We start from the raw sequence: 18,348 nt of genomic DNA on the forward strand, positions 1-18,348 counted from the left end.
GAGAGGTCCGCTCATCCGATGCTCCTGTCCGTAGGGCGCTGGTGCGCCCGCAGACCCAAGCGGACCGTCACCGCCTGGCTGCTGCTGCTCATCGCCCTGGGCGCCGCCCTGGGGGCCTTCGGGAAGATCACCACCGAGGCCGTGACCATCCCCGGCAGCGACAGCCAGGCCGCCCGCGACGCCGCCGAAGCCTTCGACGACGCGGCCTCCGGCCGCCAGCCCGTCGTCCTGTACGCACCGGCGGACGCCGAGCCGCTCACCGCGGCCGGGCAGCGGAAGGCGGTCGAGGAGGCCGCGCGCGCCGTCGCGGAGGTGGATCACGTCGTCGCCGTCACCACGCCGTACGAGCCGGCGGGCGGCGGTCTCGGCGCGGACGGCCGCACCGGCCGGCTCACGGTCGAACTCGACGTCACCGGCCGGGACATCACCCCCGGGACCACCCGGAGCATCACGGACGCGGCCGCCCCGGCGACGAGGGCCGGGATCGAGGTGACCCCCGGCGGCGATCTCGCCGCCGCCGCGGACAAGGGCTCCACCGGCCACAGCGAGATCATCGGGCTCGCCGCCGCCTTCGTCATCCTCGCCGTGGGCTTCGGCAGCCTGGTCGCGGCCGGGGTCCCGCTGCTGACGGGAGTCGTCGGCCTGGCCGTCTCCCTGTGTGCGATCGGGCTGGCGGGCCATCTGATGGACATGCCGTCCTCGGGCACGACCATCGCGGCGATGATCGGCCTCGGCGTGGGCATCGACTACACGCTCTTCTGTCTGACCAGGTTCCGTGAGCTCCGGGCGGCCGGCCTGAGCCCCGAGGACGCCGCCGCGCGCACCACGGCCGGCTCCGGCAAGGCCGTCGTGTTCGCGGGCAGCGCGGTCATCGCCGCCCTCGCCGGGCTCGCACTGGGCGGTCTGCCCCTGCTCCACGCGCTGGCGCTGGCCCCGGGCGTCGCCGTGCTCGTCGCCATGGCGGCCACGCTCACGCTGCTGCCCGCGGTGCTCTCGCTGCTCGGGCGGCGGCTCACGCCGAAGGTCCGCGCGACCGGGGCCACGAGCGAGGCGTCAAAGACCGCCGGCCAGGCACGGCCGGCCGGCTGGGGCCGTATCGCGGCGTCCGTCGCCTCGCGGCCGTGGCGCTTCCTGATCGCCGCCCTCGCGCTGATCGGCGTGCTCGCCGCCCCCGCCGCGCAGTTGACGTTCGGTCAGCTCGACGCGGGCGACAAGGCCGCCGGTACGGCGAGCCGCATCGCGTACGACCGGCTCGCCGACGCCTTCGGCCCCGGCGCCAACGGCCCGCTGCAGGTCGTGTCCACGCTGCCCGCCCCGGTGTCCGGCCCAAAGGACGCACAGGTCACGGACGTCACCGCCGCCCTGCGCGCCGCCCCCGGCGTCGCGTCCGTCGGGCCCGCGCAGCTGTCCGCCGACGGTGCTCATGTTCGCTGGCAGGTCACGCCCACCACCGCGCCCGCGGACCCGGCCACCACCGCACTCGTACGCGAGCTGAGGAAGGAGACGCTGCCCGAGGCGACCGCGGGCACCGGTCAGGTGACCCATGTGGGCGGGGCCACGGCCGCCCAGGCCGACCTGAACGACCGGCTGACCCGGCGGATGCCACTGGTCGTCGGCTTCGTCCTCGCCGTCGCCGCGCTGCTCCTGCTGGTGGCCTTCCGCTCCCTGGTCGTCGCGGTGACGGCCGCACTGATGAACCTGGTCGCGGTCGCCGCCTCGTACGGTGTGCTGACCGCGGTCTTCCCGTGGGGCCGGGGCGCGTCCCTCATCGGGCTCGAAGGGCCCGTGCAGATCCCCGGATACGTCCCCCTGCTGATGTTCGCCGTGCTGTTCGGCCTCTCCATGGACTACGAGGTCTTCCTGCTCAGCGCGGTCCGCGCCGCCTACCTGCGCGACGGGGACAACCGGCGGGCGGTGGTCGCCGGGCTGGCCGGAACGGGACGGATCATCACCTCCGCCGCGCTGATCATGGTCAGCGTCTTCCTCGGCTACCTGCTGTCCGACGACCCCGTGGTGAAGATGTTCGGCATCGGCCTGGCCACGGCCGTCGCGCTCGACGCCACCGTCGTACGCGGCGTGCTCGTACCGTCCACGATGGTGCTGCTCGGCCGCGCCAACTGGTGGCTGCCCGCCCGGTTGGACCGGCTGCTGCCGCATCTGGCCATCGAGGACGACGGCGATGACGACGCGCCCGCGCCCGCCGCCCCGGCCGGTGGCACCGCCCTCACCGGCACCCGGGGGTCGTCATGATCCGGCGTCCCGCCGCCGGCCGCCGGAGGCTGCTGCGGATCGCGCTCGCCTCGGCCGCCGTACTCGCCGCGCTGCCCGTCGCCGACCGGATCGCCGCCGCGGTCGCCGAGGAGCGGATCGCCGAGCGGATCGCGGGACGGCAGAGCGCCCTGGTCGGCACCCCGCAGGTGAGCATCGACGCCTTCCCGTTCCTGCCGGCGGCCGCGGAGGGAACCTTCCCCAAGGTGGCGGTACGGGCCGACGCCGTGACCCGGGAAGGGCGGACCGTGCAGGCGTCGCTGGAGCTGCGCGAGGTCTCCGAGCGGGCGGGCGCGTACACGGCCGCCACCGCCGAGGCACGGTTCACCGCGCCCTTCGGCTCCTTCGGTGACGATCTGGGCGAGGGAGCCTCGTTCTCCGCGGACGAGGAGGGACGCCTTCGTATCGACCGTGATGTCCTCGGCCTGCCGCTGACCGTCGTCGCCGAGGTGCGCCTGACCGGGCGCACCGTCACCGTGGTGCCCGTCGCCGCCTCCTTCGCGGGCCGTCCGGTGGACCCGGCGGGGCCTCGTATCTCCGCGGCCTTCAGCGGCCGGGAGCGCACGGTGCCGGAGCTGCCCGGCGGGCTGACCCCCACCGGCGTCTCGGTCGGCGACGCCGGGGTGACGCTCCACGCCCGCGCGGACGGCGTCCGGTTCACCTGAGCCGTGTCCGGCGGCCCGGGACGCACATCGGGCCATGCCGGGCGGGAGAGCCCGGCATGACCCGATGACTGGTGCGAGGGGAGCGTGCCGCTACTTGGCGGCGTCCGCGTACTCGCGGGCGGGCTCGGCGGGGCCCTGCGGCTTGTTGGACTTCATGACGAACCAGCCGATGGCCAGCGCGACGGCCCAGCCGGCGCCGACGTACAGGCTCACGCGGGAGTCCGGGTCGTACGCGATCAGGCAGGTCACGAAGAGCAGGAACACCAGGGCGATCCAGCTGCAGACCGCGCCGCCTGGGGCCGGGAAGGAGGAGGCGGGCAGCCGGCCGGCCTCGACCGCGCGGCGGTAGCGGATGTGGCTGATGAGGATCATCATCCAGGTCCAGATACCGGCCGCGGTGGCCACCGAGGTGACGTAGCCGAACGCCTTCTCCGGGACGACGTAGTTGAGCAGCACGCCGATACCCATGAGGGCGACGGAGACGGTGATGCCGATGGCCGGGGTCTTGCTCGCGGCCAGCTTGCCCAGCGCCTTCGGGGCCTCGCCGTTGGAGGCCAGGTCGCGCAGCATACGGCCGGTGGAGTACATGCCGGAGTTGCAGGACGACAGGGCCGCGGTGAGGACGACGAAGTTGACGATGGCCGCACCGGCCGGGATGCCGATCTTGGCGAACGCGGCGACGAAGGGGCTCACGCCGGGCGCGAACTCAGTCCACTTGACCACGCACAGGATGACCGTGAGGGCACCGACGTAGAAGAGGGCGATGCGCCAGGGCAGCGAGTTGATCGCCTTGGGCAGGGTCTTCTCGGGGTTCTCGGACTCGCCGGCGGTGACGCCGACCAGCTCGACGGCGAGGTAGGCGAACATCACGCCCTGCAGGGTCATCAGGCTGGAGCCGATGCCCTTGGGGAAGAAGCCGTCGAACGCCCACAGGTTGGAGACCTGGGCGGTGTCACCCGCGGCGCTGAAGCCGAAGGTCAGCACACCGAGACCGATGACGATCATGCCGATGAGCGCGGTCACCTTGACCATCGAGAACCAGAACTCGATCTCGCCGAACAGCTTCACCGAGATCAGGTTGGCGATGTAGAGGACGACCAGGAAGACCAGGGCCGTGACCCACTGCGGGACCGAGGGGAACCAGTAGTTGATGTAGATGGCGGCGGCGGTGAGTTCCGCCATGCCGGTCACGATCCACATCAGCCAGTACGTCCAGCCGGTGACATAGCCGAAGAACGGGCCGAGGAACTCCCGGGAGTACTCCGCGAAGGAGCCGGAGACCGGCCGGTAGAGGAGCAGCTCGCCGAGCGCTCGCATGATGAAGAAGATGATCACGCCCGCGAGGGCGTACATGAGAATGAGGCTGGGTCCGGCCTTCGCGATGTTCGCGCCGGCGCCCAGGAACAGACCTACGCCGATGGCGCCGCCGATGGCGATCATCTGGACCTGACGGGGCCCGAGCCCACGCTCGTAGCCCTCACTCGAAATGCCCGCGGCCTCATTGCCGTCATGCGTGTCGACCCGCGCTGAGGTCATGGATGGTGCGCCTTTCTCCATGCTGACCCGCGCGCCGACTGCCTGCGGCTGCGGACCAGGTCCTGATCCCCCCGGATATGGATGGAGTGCCACCGGCGATCTGCCGGTCCGAGCGCCCCCGGGAACATGGGTGGCGTCCCCGGCAGGTCGTGAAGATTTATCACGCCCGCAACATTGATCCAGCCACGTCGATGTGACGCACCGCACAGGAAGAACCGGACAATAACCCCTTGGCGCAGCAAAGCGGAGCGCCCGAGTGACGGGATCGTTATCCGGAATTGAGCGTCCGTTGAGCGAACACCACCGGGCGCGACGGTGTCGCTACGGGGTCAGCGTCTCGACGAGCGTCTCCTGGAGCGCGCCGAGCCAGAGGTACGCCATGACCATCGGCTTGCGCGGATCGGAGTCCGGCAGCCGGTAGAGGTCTCCGCCCTCGTCCTCGTCGGCGACCTCCAGCCGGGTGCCGATGGTCAGCCGCAGGTCGTTGAGCGCGCCGAGCCAGTGCAGCGAGTCGTCGGCGGTGAGCTTGAGGACGGCGCCGCCCTCCCCCGTCGCGGTCAGCGCGTCGAGGTTGCGGACGACCACGAGCGCGTCGTCACGCTTGCGGGTGCGCAGGTCGTTCTCCGTGTAGCGGCGGAACTCGGCGGAGAACTCCCGGACTTCCTCGCTCTCGCCGTCCTTGACCTCCGGGCCGCCGTACGCGTCGGGGAACAGACGCGCCAGCGCCGGGTCGGACGGCGGCTCGCTCGGGCCCTCGGCGAAGAGCGCGGCGAGCGGGTCCTCGCCCTGGGCGGGTTCGTCGCCGGGGCCGATGAGTTCCAGCAACTGGACGGTGAGCGAGCGCAGGATGGAGATCTCGACCTCGTCGAGCGCGACGGCCGCGCCGCCGCCCGGCAGCGCCTCGAAGTGTCCGGCCATCACTGACGTTCCTGGGAGAGCGTGGCCCACAGCCCGTAGCCGTGCATCGCCTGCACGTCACGTTCCATTTCCTCGCGACTGCCGCTGGAGACGATCGCGCGGCCCTTGTGGTGGACGTCCAGCATCAGTTTGTGGGCCTTGTCCTTGGGATAGCCGAAGTAGGCCTGGAAGACGTACGTGACGTAGCTCATCAGATTGACCGGATCGTTGTGGACGATCGTCACCCAGGGGACATCGGGCTCGGGTACGGCGAAGGTCTCCTCGGCCGACTGGGTCTCTTCGATCTCTAGGGGCACAGTCACTCCACCCATGCTGCCACCCGAGGGGCCCCGTCGCATAAACGACCCCGGCCGAATCGCCGACATCTCGTCACTCTGACGAGATGTGCGCTAGCATCGCTCGTATGGCAGCGATTCCCGGGGGCCACCCCCCGGACCCCCGGCCGGCTCGGCCGGCGGCCGAGACGAGAGTTCGAGGTTGACCATGGTGAGCACTGCGGATCTGGGTCTTCCCGTGGAGGTGCCGTCGACCGCGCTCTTCACCGACCAGTACGAGTTCACGATGCTCCAGGCGGCGCTGAAGGCCGGCACGGCGGACCGTCGCTCCGTCTTCGAGCTCTTCACCCGCCGGCTCCCCGAGGGCCGACGCTACGGAGTCGTCGCCGGCATCGGACGCGTCCTGGACGCCGTGGAGAACTTCCGCTTCGACGACGGCGTGCTCCGCTTCCTCAGGGACCGGCGCATCGTCGACGAGCCCACGCTGCGCTGGCTGTCCGACTACCGCTTCAGCGGCGACATCTGGGGCTACCCGGAGGGCGAGGTCTACTTTCCCGGTTCGCCGGTCCTGCGCGTCGAGGGCTCCTTCGCCGAGTGCGTGCTGCTGGAGACCGTGGTCCTGTCGATCCTCAACCACGACTCGGCGATCGCCGCCGCCGCTTCCCGCATGTCCTCCGCCGCCGGCGGACGCCGGCTCATCGAGATGGGCGCCCGGCGCACGCACGAGCTCGCCGCGGTCGCCTCCGCGCGCGCGGCGTACGTCGGGGGCTTCGACTCCACCTCCGTTCTCGCCGCCGGCTTCCGCTACGGCATCCCGACGGTCGGTACCAGCGCCCACGCGTTCACTCTTCTGCATGACACCGAGCGGGACGCCTTCCGGGCCCAGGTCGACTCACTCGGACGCGGTACGACACTGCTCGTCGACACCTACGACGTCGCCGAGGCCGTCCGTACGGCCGTCGAGGTCGCCGGGCCGGAGCTCGGCGCCGTACGCATCGACTCCGGCGACCTGCTGCTGGTGGCCCACCGGGTGCGGCAGCAGCTGGACGAGCTGGGGGCGCACGACACGAAGATCGTCGTGACGTCCGACCTGGACGAGTACGCGATCGCGTCGCTCGCCGCGGCACCCGTGGACGCGTACGGCGTCGGAACGCAGCTGGTCACGGGCAGCGGGCAGCCGACCTGCTCGATGGTCTACAAGCTGGTCGCGCGGGCCGGCTCGGCCGATCCGGGGGCGCCGCTGACCGCTGTGGCGAAGAAGTCCTCGGGCGGGAAACTGTCCGTGGGGGGCCGCAAGTGGGCCGCCCGCCGCCTCGACGGGCAGGGCGTCGCCGAGGCCGAGGTGCTCGGCACCGGACCGGTGCCGGACGCGCTCGCGGACCGGCAGCTGCTGGTGGAGCTGGTCAAGGGCGGCGAGGTCGTCGCCCGTGAGCCGCTGGACGCGGCGCGGGACCGGCACATCGCGGCGCGGTCGGGACTGCCGATGTCCGCGACCCAGCTGTCCCGTGGCGAGCCGGTGATCCCGACGGAGTACCGGATGTGACCCGGGTGAACACGAGTGATCCACGGGGGACCCGAGAGCCGACGGCAGTGCCTCCGGCAGGCAAAGGCCCCCTCCCACAAGACGGTTGAAGTCTCTACCCTCAGAACGTTGCCCCCATATCGCCCCCTCCCCGAAGGACACCCGCCATGCACCGCGCATTGATCGTCGTGGACGTTCAGAACGACTTCTGCGAGGGGGGCAGCCTCGCGGTGGCCGGGGGCGCGGACGTCGCCGCCGCCATCACCGACCTGATCGGCCAGGCCACGGCGGGGTACCGCCATGTCGTGGCCACCCGCGACCACCACATCGACCCGGGGGACCACTTCTCGGAGCACCCCGACTACGTGGCGACATGGCCCTCGCACTGCGTCGCCGGGACCGAGGGCGTCGGCTTCCACCCGAACTTCGCGCCGGCCGTCGCCTGCGGCGCGGTCGACGCGGTCTTCGAGAAGGGCGCCTACGCGGCGGCGTACAGCGGCTTCGAGGGCACCGACGAGAACGGCTCGGCGCTGGCGGAGTGGCTGCGCGCCCGCGACGTCACCGAGGTCGACGTCGTCGGCATCGCGACCGACCACTGCGTGCGGGCCACCGCGCTGGACGCGGCGCGCGAGGGCTTCCGCACCCATGTGCTGCTGGACCTCACAGCCGGCGTCGCCGAGGCGACGACGGACCGGGCGCTGGAGGAGCTGCGGGACGCGGGCGTGGAGCTGTCGGGCAAGCCGGTGGTGTGACGGGGGCTTCCCAGCCCACGAGCCGCCGCGCTCCACCCCCGGGCACCGCCGCCGGGCCGCTACGCTCCGCCCGCCGGCCGCAGCAGGGCGCGTATGGGGTGCCAGAGCTCCTGGGTCAGGGGGTCGTGGGTGCGCCAGAGCAGGCCGTCGGGGTGGTGCAGGACCGCCGTGATCTCGTCCGGCGTCGGCGGCTCCGCGTTACCGCGCAGGTACACCGCGCGCAGCCCCAGATTCCGCAGCCGCGTCAGCGCACGCGCACGGTTCGCCGCGTGCACCAGGATCCGCACCGTGCGTCCGTCGCCTGCCGGGTCGGGCAGGCCGATCGCGACCACGACACTGCCTCCTGGCAGCTTGCAGAAACCTCCGCCGGGCATGCCGCATCACTCCCCCGTGAGCTCGCTGTCAATAAGAACTTCGTCAGACGCACCTAAACACGATCGGCCGCCGCCCGCTAGAGGGCGACGGCCGATCATGCTTTGACCTGCGACGATGCTCGTTACTTCGTCGAGGGGCCGACCTTCACCGTGATCGTCTGGCCGTTCTTCGGCTCGTTGACGATTGCTATACGAGTGTTGGTGTCAGCAACCTTGACACCGGCGTTCGGGTTCTCCTCGAACCAGTAGACGCCCTTGCGGTCGTCGAAGACCGAGTTGCCCTTGTGGGAAGCGATCCGCTGCGCGACGTCCGCCTTGTGCAGCGTGAGCGCATCCGACCGGAAGGTGCTGAAGGTCGAGTCGAACGCCTGGATGCGGTTGCGCATCAGCGTGCCGTCGGCCCACTTCAGCGCCTTCGCGTTGGCGTCGATCGGAAGGATCAGACCCTGGCCCGGGTGGGCGCTGGTGTTGTTGTCCTTCTGGGAGGTGTCCCACTGCCAGATGAGCAGGCCGTTCTGGTACGGGTAGTGCTCGACCCAGCTGTCCTTCGGCGCCTTGAAGCCGAAGTTGTACGGCCCGACCTTGAGGGTCTGGTCGTACGAGACGTACTGGCGGTTCTCGGCCAGGTAGTACTGCTCGTACTCGTTGGTGAAGGACTCACCGATACGGGAGAAGCCCTTCGCGGTCCAGCCGTTGTCGTCACCCTCGGCGTTGTCCGAGAACACGGGGGCGCCATCGGCGTTGACGGTGATCGCGTCGGCCGTGAAGCCCTTGCCGCCCGCGCCGCCGTCGGTCTGGTAGCGGAAGCGGACGTCGACCTTCTTGCCGGCGTACGCGTCCAGCGAGTAGACGAGCTTCTTGTTGCCCTCCGAGGGACCGGTCAGCGCCGGGGCGTCGCTCGCGTCGCGGGGGATCGCCTTGCCGTCGGCCGTGCCGTCGACGGCGGTCCAGGTCGCGCCGCCGTCCGCCGACACCTCGGTGTAGAGGAAGTCGTAGTCGGCCTCGATGTCCCACCAGCCCGAAAGCTCCAGGGACGCCTTGGACTTGCCGGTGAGGTCCACGGAGCGGGTGAGGGTGTTCTTGAGGTCGTCACCCATGTCGCTCCACCACTGCTTGGAGCCCTCGGCGGGCTTCACGATGGTGGTGGTGACCTTCTTCTTCGGCAGCTCGACGACGAGGGCCTGCGGGTTCTTGGTGTTGTACTCGGCCACACCCAGCTTGTGGGTGGACTTCGTCCCCGCCTTGGCCTTGGTGTAGTTGAGCCAGCCGAGCTGCAGCTTGTCCCAGGCGTTCATGTCGCCCGGCAGGTCGCCGATGGAGTCCTTGCCGGTGCCGAGCCAGGAGCCCGACGACATCAGGGACCAGAAGCCGGTGGAGTTCTCGCCGCCGCCGGACGTGTCGTACAGGTCCGGCAGGCCCAGGTCGTGGCCGTACTCGTGGGCGAAGACACCGAGGCCGCCGTTCTCCGGCTGCATGGTGTAGTCGCCGACCCAGATGCCGGTGGTGCCGACCTGGGCGCCGCCGGCCTTGTTGTTCGCCGGGCCGGTCTTGCCGGCGTCGGTGCCGTACGCGTACCAGCGGTGGGCCCACAGGGCGTTCGGGCCCTCGGCGCCGCCGCCCGCGGACTCGTCCTCACCGGCGTGGACGATCTGGAAGTGGTCGATGTAGCCGTCGGCCTCGTTGAAGTTGCCGTCGGCGTCGAAGTCGTAGCGGTCCCACTGGTCGTACTGGGACAGCTCCGCCTTGATCTGCGCGTCGGTCTTGCCCTTGGCCTTCTGGTCGGCCGCCCAGGCGGTGACGCCGTCACGGACCGTGTCCCAGACGTTGCTGCAGTTGGACTGGCCGCAGTAGTTGGAGCCGTAGCGGGCTTCGTTCCAGTCGACCTTGACCCAGTCGGAGACCGTGCCCTCGACCGAGTAGCGGCCGGAGGAGGTGCGCTCGTAGTAGGTCTTCAGCGAGTGCTTGGGGTTCCCCTTCTTGTCCTTGCCCTCGCCGAAGTACAGGTCCTGGAAGTGCTGCTGGTTGTAGTCCTTCTGCCAGGCCGTGGAGTTGTCGACCTTGCGGTCCGGCTCCGCGATCTTGTTGTGCAGCGGACCGGGGGTGCCGCCGTACTTCTTGACGGGCGGCTTGGGGCCGTCGCCGTCGGGGTCGACCATCGTCGTGTCGTCGACCTTGTCGCCGAACTCCACCAGGATCGTGAAGATCTTGTCGGTCTTCTCCCGGCCCAGCTCGACGTACTTCTTGTTGTCCAGCTTCACCACGTTGGACCCGCCGCGCTTCTGCACGGTCGCGTCCCCGGATATGACCTGCTCCAGCGCCGCCTGGCGCTGCTGCTCCTGCTGCTTGCTGAACGGACCCTCGAGGTCGTGGTCCACATGGCCCTTCTCGGCCTTGTGGTGGTCCGCGCCGGGCGCCGGATCATGGCGCTCGACACCGACCGGGCCCGAGGGCTTGTTGTCGGCCTGGGCCGTGGTGAGGGCCGCGGCCGTCGCGCCGGTCGTGGCCAGGGCCACGAGCACCGCGGACGCTCTGATCGCCCGTCGTCTGTTGGTCACTTGAAGGTGTCCTCCCCCGCGCACCGGCGTTCCGCGGACCAAAGGATGTGGGGTGATCCGCGCGCGGCAGCGCGTCACAAGTGACGACATTCGACCGGAGTTGGCGGAGAAAAGACAGACCTTGACTTGAACACAGCAACTGCACTATGCAGGAGCGCAGTTCCGGATATCGGACGCGCCACTCACGCGCGGCCCGGGAGGTCACAGGCGTCCCGGGCGAGCCTCCCAGGCCCCCCGCCGGCCGGTCAACAGGCGCACCGGCCGGACCGGTTGGCGAGACGAGTGACTCCATGCGCCCCCAGTGCACCGGTACCGTGGGTTAGGTCACGCTTACTACCGGTTCCGCTCGGGCATCCACCGTCGTAGGGTCGCCGGAGAGTGCGACCCGTTGCGACACACCACCGACATCGATGCTCCGAGGGACGGAAACCGTCATGCCGCGTCCGACTGCCGCACAGCTCGCCTACGGTTCGGCCACCGTCGTCATCTCGACCGTCGCCATGCTCCTCCTCTCCCGTACGACGACGGGGATCGGCGTCGCGGTCATCGGGGTCGCCGCGCTCGCCCTGGGCCTGCTCGTCGCCGTGACCGTGCCCGCGCCCGCGAAGGCCGGGACGACGGCGAGGGCGGCACGCACGGTCCAGGTGAACCGTACGGCCGCCCTCGCGGATCACGCCCTGCCCGGGGACACCCCCGCCGGATCCTCCGCCCGGCTGCCGGTCGCCCACGCGGGCGCCGAGCCCCGCGTCGGCCAGCACTCACTGCGCCGCTGACACCACCACCGTCTTGGCCGCCTTGTCGTGCAGACCCTGCTTGTACGGCTTGTCCACCAGGATCATGATCGCCAGGATCAGCGGCCACAGGCACGGGCAGCAGATCAGCTGCGGCAGCCAGAGCACGGCGGCCCGCATGAGGGAAGCGCCGGTGTCCGGCGTGCTGCCGTCATTGAGCATCGCCACGCGCATCTTCATCAGCTTCTTGCCGATGGTCCGGCCGGAGCTGCGCACCATCAGGGTGTCGTACCCGACGAAGGCCACGATCGAGATGAGCTGGAACACCCACTGAACGCCGGTGTTCGCGCCCGTGACGAACTCGTCGAAGTCGCCGCCCCTGGTCCCCACCCGGTCGTAGATCCCGAACGGGATGCCGATGAGCGCGAGCGGGATGGTGACGATCAGCCAGTCGATGAAGCGCGCGAGGAACCGCTTCGGGGTGTCCGCGAGGGGCGGCATCCCGTGGAGCGGATCGCTCCCCCCGTACGGATCGCCGCCGTAGGCGTGCGCATCGTACGGCGGAGGCGGGGCGCCGCCGCCGTACGGTGAGCCGTAGGGGGAGCCGGCCCCGGGCGGTGGCGTGCCGTACGGGCCCTCACCCGGCGGCGGCCCGCCGGGCGGTGGCTGCGCGCCCGGCGGTGGACCACCCGGCGGCATGGGCTCCTGAGGCCCCTGCGGCTCCTGGGGCCTCTTGCGGAACGGGTCGTCCTCGGGCGGCGGAGGTCCGGGCGGCTGATCGTTGCTCATGGGGGCCAGTGCACCCCGCCGGACCGGGCCCCGCAACGGCTCGCATGCCGTTCGGGGGACGACGGGACCGTCAGGGCCGACGGGACCTGAAGGACCGAGCGGTCCGGCCACCGGGAACCGGCGGGCCGGACGTCAGCCGGCGACGAACGTGCGCGCCGCCTTGTCGTGCCAGCACTGCCGCCACGGGCGGTCGAAGACACACCACAGCACGTTCACGACGCCGATGAGCAGCACGCCGAGTACCCCGTGCACCAGCCAGCGGCGCAGCGCGCCGGCGAACGACGGGGGCGCGTGCGACTCGATGTCCCGCACCTCCAGGCCCAGCAGCTTCTTGCCGAGCGTACGGCCCCACTTGGCGGTCGGCAGTGCCTCGTACAGCGTGCCGAGCACCAGGAGCGCGGCCAGCACGATGCCGAACTGGGTGGCGGTCGTCCCGTCGAGGAGCCAGACGGTGACCGTCTCGCCGGACATCTTCGCCGCCTGGATCTTGCCGTCGATGTGCGTCAGCGCCTTGGAGACGAACGGGAAGGACACGGCGCCGACGAGGGCGCCCAGCACGACGGTGTCGATCAGCCGTGCCACGAGGCGCTTGCCGAGACCGGCCGGGCGGGCCGAGGCCTGCGCGCGGGCGGCCAGCAGGAACGGGTCGTCGACCGGCGGCTTCCACGGAACGACCGGCGGCTCCTCGGCCTGCGCCTGCGCCAGCTGGTGCACCTGCTGGGCCCAGGACGCGGCCCCGCCGCCGACTCCGGCGGACAGGGGCTGCTGCCCGAGCTGCTGCTGGTGCTGCTGCTCTTGCTGCGTCTGCTGTTGCTGTTGTTGCTGCTGCTGTTGCTGCTGTGCGGGGACCTGCGGCTGCGGTGCCTGCTGCGGCTGAGCCGTGGGCTGTGCCTGCTGCCCGGCAGGCTGCTGCGTCTGCGGGCGCGGCGTCATCGTACGGATCGTCATGGTGCCCTCGGCGGGCGGCGTACCGCCCTGGGAGCGGACCGTGGCGCCGCCTTCCGAGCCGGTCTGCGGGAGCGCCTGCTCGTCCGCGGCTCCGCCGACGCTGCGTACACCGGGCAGGGCACCACCGGTCGGGTCCCCGGCGCCGGCCGCCGGCCGTCCGGGCTCGCGGTCGAACCGGACGCCGGAGGGCGCCGCGCCCTCGGCCGCGCCGGCCGTGCGCGGGTCCCGCACCGCGGCGGCGGGCCGGTCCCACGCCTGGCCGGGGACGGGGGCCGAGGTGTCCGCGCCGGTGCCCTGCGCGCCGCCCGCATAGGGGTCCTGGTCGGCAGAGCCCCAGGAGACACGGCGGTCGCGGTCGCCGCCGAACCCGGTCTGGCGGGAGGCGTCGGCCTGCCAGGCGGTGGAAGGCTCGGGGCGGGCCCCGGCGGCCGGGTCCGGATCCTCGTCCAGGAAGACGGGGCCGGTCTCCTCGACCGAGGGGACGGCAGGGGCGGGCGGTGTGGCGGCCGGGGCCGCGGTCGCGGTGGCCGAGGGCGGTGACGACGGCATCGCCTCACCGTCCTTGGGCGCCGGACGGCTCGTACCCGGCACCCAGGCGGTTCCGTTCCAGTACCGGACGTAACCGGGGATGGACGGGTCGGGGTAGTAGCCGGGCGTGGGGCTGCCGTCGCCGGTTGCCGGGGTTGGGGCGCTCATCACCGTGGTCCCGTATCTCCTGGAAGGCATCGAGGTTCGTCGAGGACATCGACTCAAGGGTCCACATCTATCAGACCCTCGCACCGCCCTGGGCCCGTCCCGCCTTAAGGACCACTTTCCGGTACCGCTGTGCCCCACCACCACGGCCGTGTGCCGAGTCACTGAGAAGTTGTTGCCCGAAGTCGCGTAATGGATGGCGGGGATGGCGCTCTCTCCCTGCGTGGCCCGCTCCAGGGCCCCGTACCAGGAAAGGAAGACGCACTCTCATGCACACCGTGGTGGAACGCGAGCTGGAGCTCAAGCTGGTCCTGTCGCCGGAGCGCAGCGTCCCCGTGCCGGCCAGGCTCGGCTATCGCACGGAGGACCCGTACGCCGTGCACATCACCTTTCACATCGGTTCCGAGCACCCCGTGCACTGGACCTTCGCCCGCGAGCTGCTGGTCGAGGGGATCTTCCGGCCGTGCGGGCACGGAGATGTCCGTATCTGGCCGACCAAGGTGGACCGGCGCAGCGTCATTCTGATAGCGCTGTCGTCGCCGGACGGCGAGGCCCTGCTGGAGGCGCCCTCCGCGCAGGTGTCCGCATGGCTGGAGCGGACACTGCGGGTCGTGCCCCCGGGATCCGAGCGGGAGCACCTCGGGATCGACGAGGAACTGGCCGAACTCCTCGCGCCGACCCCGGCGGACGATCTGTATCTGAGCGACCGGTGGCTCTCGGACGAATCGACGGACGGTGAGGCGTAGGCGGGCGGGCCCGTGACCGGGTGGTCACACGTAGGTATGGGTGATGAACTCGATGGAGTGGCCGTCGGGGTCGTCGATGTAGACCCCGCGGCCGCCGAAGTGATGATTGATCCGCTGCGGCTCGGCGTGCATGGGGTCGGCCCAGTACGCGAGCTCCCGCTCCTTTATCCGGCCGAAGATCTCGTCGAACTCCTCCTCGGAGACGAGGAAGGCCAGATGCTGGGACACGATCGCCGAGTCCGTCTGCCCGTCGAGGTAGTCGAGCGTGACCCCGTTGGCGAGCGGGACGCCGGCGAACGGGCCGAAGGGCTTCGGCTCCGGCGCGCCGATCAGCTCGGTGAGGAAGCGGGCCGAGGCGAACCGGTCGCTGCTGTGGACGATGGTGTGGTCAAGACGTGCGGGCACGGCTCCTCCTTCTTCATCGTGTGCTTTCACGCTATGCGGGGAGCCGTGTCCGTACCATCCGGCTTTGGTCCTGGTCCTGAAGACCTAGAACAGTTTGCCCGGGTTGAGGATGCCGAGCGGGTCGAAGGTCTGCTTGATGCCGCGCTGCAACTCGATGCCCACAGGACCGAGTTCGCGGGCGAGCCACTCCTTCTTCAGTACGCCCACGCCGTGTTCGCCGGTGATCGTGCCGCCGAGCTCCAGGCCGAGGGCCATGATCTCGTCGAACGACTCGCGGGCACGCCGGGATTCGTCGGGGTCGGCGTGGTCGAAGCAGACGACGGGGTGGGTGTTGCCGTCCCCCGCGTGCGCGCAGACACCGATGGTGAGGTCGTACTTCTCCGCGATGGCCGCGGTGCCGTCGAGCATCGCGCCCAGCCTGGACCGCGGTACGCAGACGTCGTCGATCATCGTCGCGGTCTTCACGGCCTCCAGGGCGGTGAGCGAGAGCCGGCGCGCCTGGAGCAGCATCTCGGACTCGGCGGCGTCCTCGGCGGGGACGACCTGGGTGGCTCCCGCCGCCGTGCACAGTTCGCCGACGGCGGCCAGGTCGGGGGCTGGGTCGGGGGTGTCGAAGGCGGCCAGCAGCAGCGCTTCGGTGGTGTCCGGGAGGCCCATCTGCGCCATCGTGTTGACGGCCCTGATGGTCGTACGGTCCATGATCTCCAGGAGCGAGGGCGTGTGCCCGCGCTCCATGATCGCGCAGACGGCTTCGCAGGCGGTGGCGGCCGAGGGGAACTCGGCGGCGAGGACGAGCTGCTGCGGGGGCTTGGGCCGGAGCGCGAGGACCGCTTTGACAACGATGCCGAGGCTGCCTTCCGAGCCGACGAAGAGACGGGTGAGGTCGTAGCCGGCGACGCCCTTGGCCGTGCGGCGGCCGGTGCTGAGAAGCCGGCCGTCGGCCAGGACGACTTCGAGGCCGAGGACGTACTCGGCGGTGACGCCGTACTTGACGCAGCACAGCCCGCCGGAGGCGGTGCCGATGTTGCCGCCGATGGTGCACATCTCCCAGCTGGACGGGTCCGGCGGGTAGTACAGACCGTGCTCGCCCACGGCGCGTGACAGCACGGCGTTGATGACGCCGGGCTCGACGACCGCGATCCGGTCCACCGGGCTGATCTCCAGGATGCGGTCCATCTTGGTCAGCGAGAGGACGATGCAGCCGTCCGAGGCGTTGGCGGCCCCCGACAGCCCGGTGCGGGCGCCCTGGGGCACGACGGGGACGCGCAGTGCGGTCGCGGTCCGCATGACGTGCTGGACCTGCTCGACCGTGCGCGGCAGTACGACGACGGCGGGAGTGCCCGCGTCGCAGAAGCTCGCCATGTCATTGGCGTAGGAGGCCGTGACGTCGGGATCAATGATCAGGGCTTCGGCCGGCAGGCCCTCGCGGAGCCGTGAGAGGAGATCGTCCATGATCCCAGATTCGCACCGGGGGCCATCGGTGTGAACCCGTCTGCGATCCGCGTCGCTCCGCCGGGTGTGCTCTTCGTATGGATCGACGGTTGGCGCACAGTGATCGCCATGACGCCGCGATACGCGCCCAATGTCAGGAATGCCGCGATTGCCTCGGTGGTCGCCGGGGCACTGGCCGCCGCGATCGTTCTCTTCGGCCCGGCCACGGACGACGGTCCGCCGCCGCCCTCACCGGGCCCCGAGGCCCGGGCGATGCTCGCGGGTGGCCCGGGGGCGCCGCTGTCGCCGATGGAGCTGTCGGCGCTGATCAAGGGCCAGGAGAGGCGGCTGCAACGGTACCCGGACGACCATGTCTCCTGGGCGGTGCTCGGCTCGGCGTACGTGGCGCAGGCGTCGATGCTCGGTGACCGTTCGGACTACCGGAGGGCGGAGAAGGCCCTGAAGCGGTCGCTGGGGACGCTGCCGGGCGAGAAGGGCAACGCCGACGCGCAGCTGGGGATGGCGGCGCTGGCCAACGCGCGGCGGGACTTCGCCACGGCCAAGCGGTGGGGCGAGAGCGTCAAGGCCCGGTCGCCCGAGCAGTGGACGGCGTATCCGGTGCTGATCGACGCGTACAGCGGGCTCGGCTCGTACGCTGCGGCCGCGAAGGCCCTGCTGACACTGGAGAAACTGCGGCCGCGCACCGTCCAGACCCTGCTGCGGGCCGCGCAGGTGCACCGCGACCGCGGCCGGCTCGATGACGCCGAGGCGATGACGGACGAGGCGACGGCGCTCGCCCACGGCAGGGCGGAGAAGGCTGCCGCCCTGCACCGGCTGGGCGAGCTGGCGTGGGACCGGGGCGAGCCGGCCGCCGCGGTGGCGAACTTCGACGCGGCGCTGCAGCTGGAGCCCGGCCACCATCCCTCGCTCGCCGGGCGTGCGCGGGCGCTGGCGGCGCTGGGGCGTACGGACGACGCGTTCCGCGACTACCGGGCGGCGATCGAACGGGCGCCGCTGCCGCAGTACGCGCTGGAGGCGGGCGAGCTGTACCAGTCACTGGGGCTCACCGGGGAGTCACGAGCGCACTTCGAGAAGCTGCGCAGGCTGGTGGCCAAGGCCCGGAAGCTGGGGGTGAGCGATGAGCTGACGCTCGCCCGGTACGAGGCGGACCACGGCCTGGCCAAGGCGGCGGTGCAGCGGCTCGCCCAGGAGTGGAAGCGCGGGCACCGCAGCGTGTACGTGGCGGACGCCCTCGGGTGGGCGCTGTTCCGGGCGGGACGGGCCGAGGAGGGGCTGAAGTACGTGAAGCGGGCCACGGCGTTGGGGCTGCGGAACGCGCTGTTCACGTACCACCAGGGCGAGATCGAGCGCTCGCTCGGCAAGGACGGCCCGGCCCGCCGGCATCTGCGGGAGGCGCTGCGCCTCAACCCGTACTTCTCGCCGCTGCTCGTGGCCCCGGCGAAGCGGGCCGTCTCGGCACTCGGCAACCCGCCGCCGGGCGGCCCGGTGGACGTCGAGGGCGAGCCCTGGACGGACGAGCCGCTTCCGGAGGAGGAGGACGAGGAGACGACGGAGGAGGAAGGGGACGAGGAGCCGTCGGAAGGGCCGTCGCGAGAGGCGAGCGGGGCAGCGGACGAGGAGGACGAGCCGTCCAGGAGCGCTTCGGACTCCCCGTCCCCGTCGTCCTTGTCGGCCGTGCCCTCGTCCTCGTCCTCGTCAGGGTCCCGGTCAGGCGGCTGA

16 protein-coding genes are annotated in these 18,348 nt (G+C 71.2%); 7 read left to right on the forward strand and 9 right to left on the reverse strand.

Annotated elements, in window-relative coordinates:
• The first annotated feature begins 18 nt into the window (after window positions 1–18).
• Together OG766_RS13010 and OG766_RS13015 are read left to right on the forward strand one after the other, a co-directional pair.
• Window positions 19–2,250 carry an MMPL family transporter gene (locus OG766_RS13010; protein WP_328725388.1) on the forward strand — a complete coding sequence of 744 codons (2,232 nt, stop codon included), beginning with the start codon at window positions 19–21 and terminating at the stop codon, window positions 2,248–2,250.
• Window positions 2,247–2,933, forward strand: a complete 687-nt coding sequence (locus OG766_RS13015; RefSeq protein WP_266373795.1) for an LmeA family phospholipid-binding protein — start codon at window positions 2,247–2,249, stop codon at window positions 2,931–2,933. The genes OG766_RS13010 and OG766_RS13015 overlap by 4 nt, the downstream gene beginning before the upstream one ends.
• Window positions 2,934–3,023: 90 nt before the next feature.
• Here OG766_RS13015 and OG766_RS13020 read toward each other — a convergent pair whose 3' ends face one another.
• The 3 genes from OG766_RS13020 to clpS form a co-directional block, all read right to left on the reverse strand.
• The gene (locus tag OG766_RS13020; protein ID WP_266373794.1) at window positions 3,024–4,469 is read right to left on the reverse strand and encodes an amino acid permease; all 1,446 of its coding nucleotides are present in this window, start codon (window positions 4,467–4,469) and stop codon (window positions 3,024–3,026) included.
• 321 nt (window positions 4,470–4,790) lie between these two features.
• Window positions 4,791–5,387: a DUF2017 domain-containing protein gene (locus OG766_RS13025; protein ID WP_266373793.1), complete on the reverse strand. Its 597-nt coding sequence runs from the start codon at window positions 5,385–5,387 to the stop codon at window positions 4,791–4,793.
• Window positions 5,387–5,698 carry an ATP-dependent Clp protease adapter ClpS gene (clpS, locus tag OG766_RS13030; protein ID WP_266373792.1) on the reverse strand — a complete coding sequence of 104 codons (312 nt, stop codon included), beginning with the start codon at window positions 5,696–5,698 and terminating at the stop codon, window positions 5,387–5,389. Before clpS ends, OG766_RS13025 begins: the two co-directional genes overlap by 1 nt.
• A gap of 175 nt (window positions 5,699–5,873) precedes the next feature.
• On the opposite strand from clpS, the gene OG766_RS13035 reads away from it, so the two are divergent.
• Complete coding sequence (locus OG766_RS13035; RefSeq protein WP_266377951.1) at window positions 5,874–7,205, forward strand: nicotinate phosphoribosyltransferase; 1,332 nt, start codon at window positions 5,874–5,876, stop codon at window positions 7,203–7,205.
• 146 nt (window positions 7,206–7,351) lie between these two features.
• Window positions 7,352–7,936 carry an isochorismatase family protein gene (locus OG766_RS13040; RefSeq protein WP_266373791.1) on the forward strand — a complete coding sequence of 195 codons (585 nt, stop codon included), beginning with the start codon at window positions 7,352–7,354 and terminating at the stop codon, window positions 7,934–7,936.
• Window positions 7,937–7,995: 59 nt separating this feature from the next.
• Here the strand turns inward: OG766_RS13040 and OG766_RS13045 are convergent, their stop codons facing one another.
• Together OG766_RS13045 and OG766_RS13050 are read right to left on the reverse strand one after the other, a co-directional pair.
• Window positions 7,996–8,310, reverse strand: a complete 315-nt coding sequence (locus OG766_RS13045) for a hypothetical protein (RefSeq protein WP_266373790.1) — start codon at window positions 8,308–8,310, stop codon at window positions 7,996–7,998.
• 122 nt (window positions 8,311–8,432) lie between these two features.
• Window positions 8,433–10,865 (reverse strand): immune inhibitor A domain-containing protein, encoded by a 2,433-nt coding sequence (locus OG766_RS13050; RefSeq protein WP_266373787.1) that lies wholly within the window; start codon window positions 10,863–10,865, stop codon window positions 8,433–8,435.
• Between the two features lie 434 nt (window positions 10,866–11,299).
• Between OG766_RS13050 and OG766_RS13055 the strand changes: the two genes are divergently transcribed.
• Complete coding sequence (locus OG766_RS13055; RefSeq protein ID WP_266373786.1) at window positions 11,300–11,638, forward strand: hypothetical protein; 339 nt, start codon at window positions 11,300–11,302, stop codon at window positions 11,636–11,638.
• On the opposite strand, the gene OG766_RS13060 is transcribed toward OG766_RS13055, so the two are convergent.
• Together OG766_RS13060 and OG766_RS13065 are read right to left on the reverse strand one after the other, a co-directional pair.
• On the reverse strand, window positions 11,624–12,385 hold the full coding sequence (locus OG766_RS13060; protein ID WP_266373784.1) for an RDD family protein: 762 nt from the start codon (window positions 12,383–12,385) through the stop codon (window positions 11,624–11,626). The genes OG766_RS13055 and OG766_RS13060 overlap by 15 nt on opposite strands.
• A gap of 132 nt (window positions 12,386–12,517) precedes the next feature.
• Window positions 12,518–14,029 (reverse strand): RDD family protein, encoded by a 1,512-nt coding sequence (locus OG766_RS13065; protein WP_266373782.1) that lies wholly within the window; start codon window positions 14,027–14,029, stop codon window positions 12,518–12,520.
• Window positions 14,030–14,295: 266 nt separating this feature from the next.
• Here OG766_RS13065 and OG766_RS13070 point away from each other — a divergent pair, with 266 nt between their 5' ends.
• The gene (locus OG766_RS13070) at window positions 14,296–14,772 is read left to right on the forward strand and encodes an SsgA family sporulation/cell division regulator (protein WP_266373781.1); all 477 of its coding nucleotides are present in this window, start codon (window positions 14,296–14,298) and stop codon (window positions 14,770–14,772) included.
• A gap of 24 nt (window positions 14,773–14,796) precedes the next feature.
• Here the strand turns inward: OG766_RS13070 and OG766_RS13075 are convergent, their stop codons facing one another.
• Together OG766_RS13075 and OG766_RS13080 are read right to left on the reverse strand one after the other, a co-directional pair.
• Entirely contained in the window at window positions 14,797–15,177 is a 381-nt protein-coding gene (locus OG766_RS13075; protein ID WP_266373780.1) for a VOC family protein, read from the reverse strand.
• A gap of 84 nt (window positions 15,178–15,261) precedes the next feature.
• The gene (locus tag OG766_RS13080) at window positions 15,262–16,629 is read right to left on the reverse strand and encodes an FAD-binding oxidoreductase (RefSeq protein WP_266373779.1); all 1,368 of its coding nucleotides are present in this window, start codon (window positions 16,627–16,629) and stop codon (window positions 15,262–15,264) included.
• Between the two features lie 108 nt (window positions 16,630–16,737).
• On the opposite strand from OG766_RS13080, the gene OG766_RS13085 reads away from it, so the two are divergent.
• Window positions 16,738–18,348, forward strand: a complete 1,611-nt coding sequence (locus tag OG766_RS13085) for a tetratricopeptide repeat protein (protein ID WP_266373778.1) — start codon at window positions 16,738–16,740, stop codon at window positions 18,346–18,348.

The organism is Streptomyces sp. NBC_00259, from assembly GCF_036181745.1.
Taxonomy (GTDB): Bacteria; Actinomycetota; Actinomycetes; order Streptomycetales; family Streptomycetaceae; genus Streptomyces; species Streptomyces pratisoli.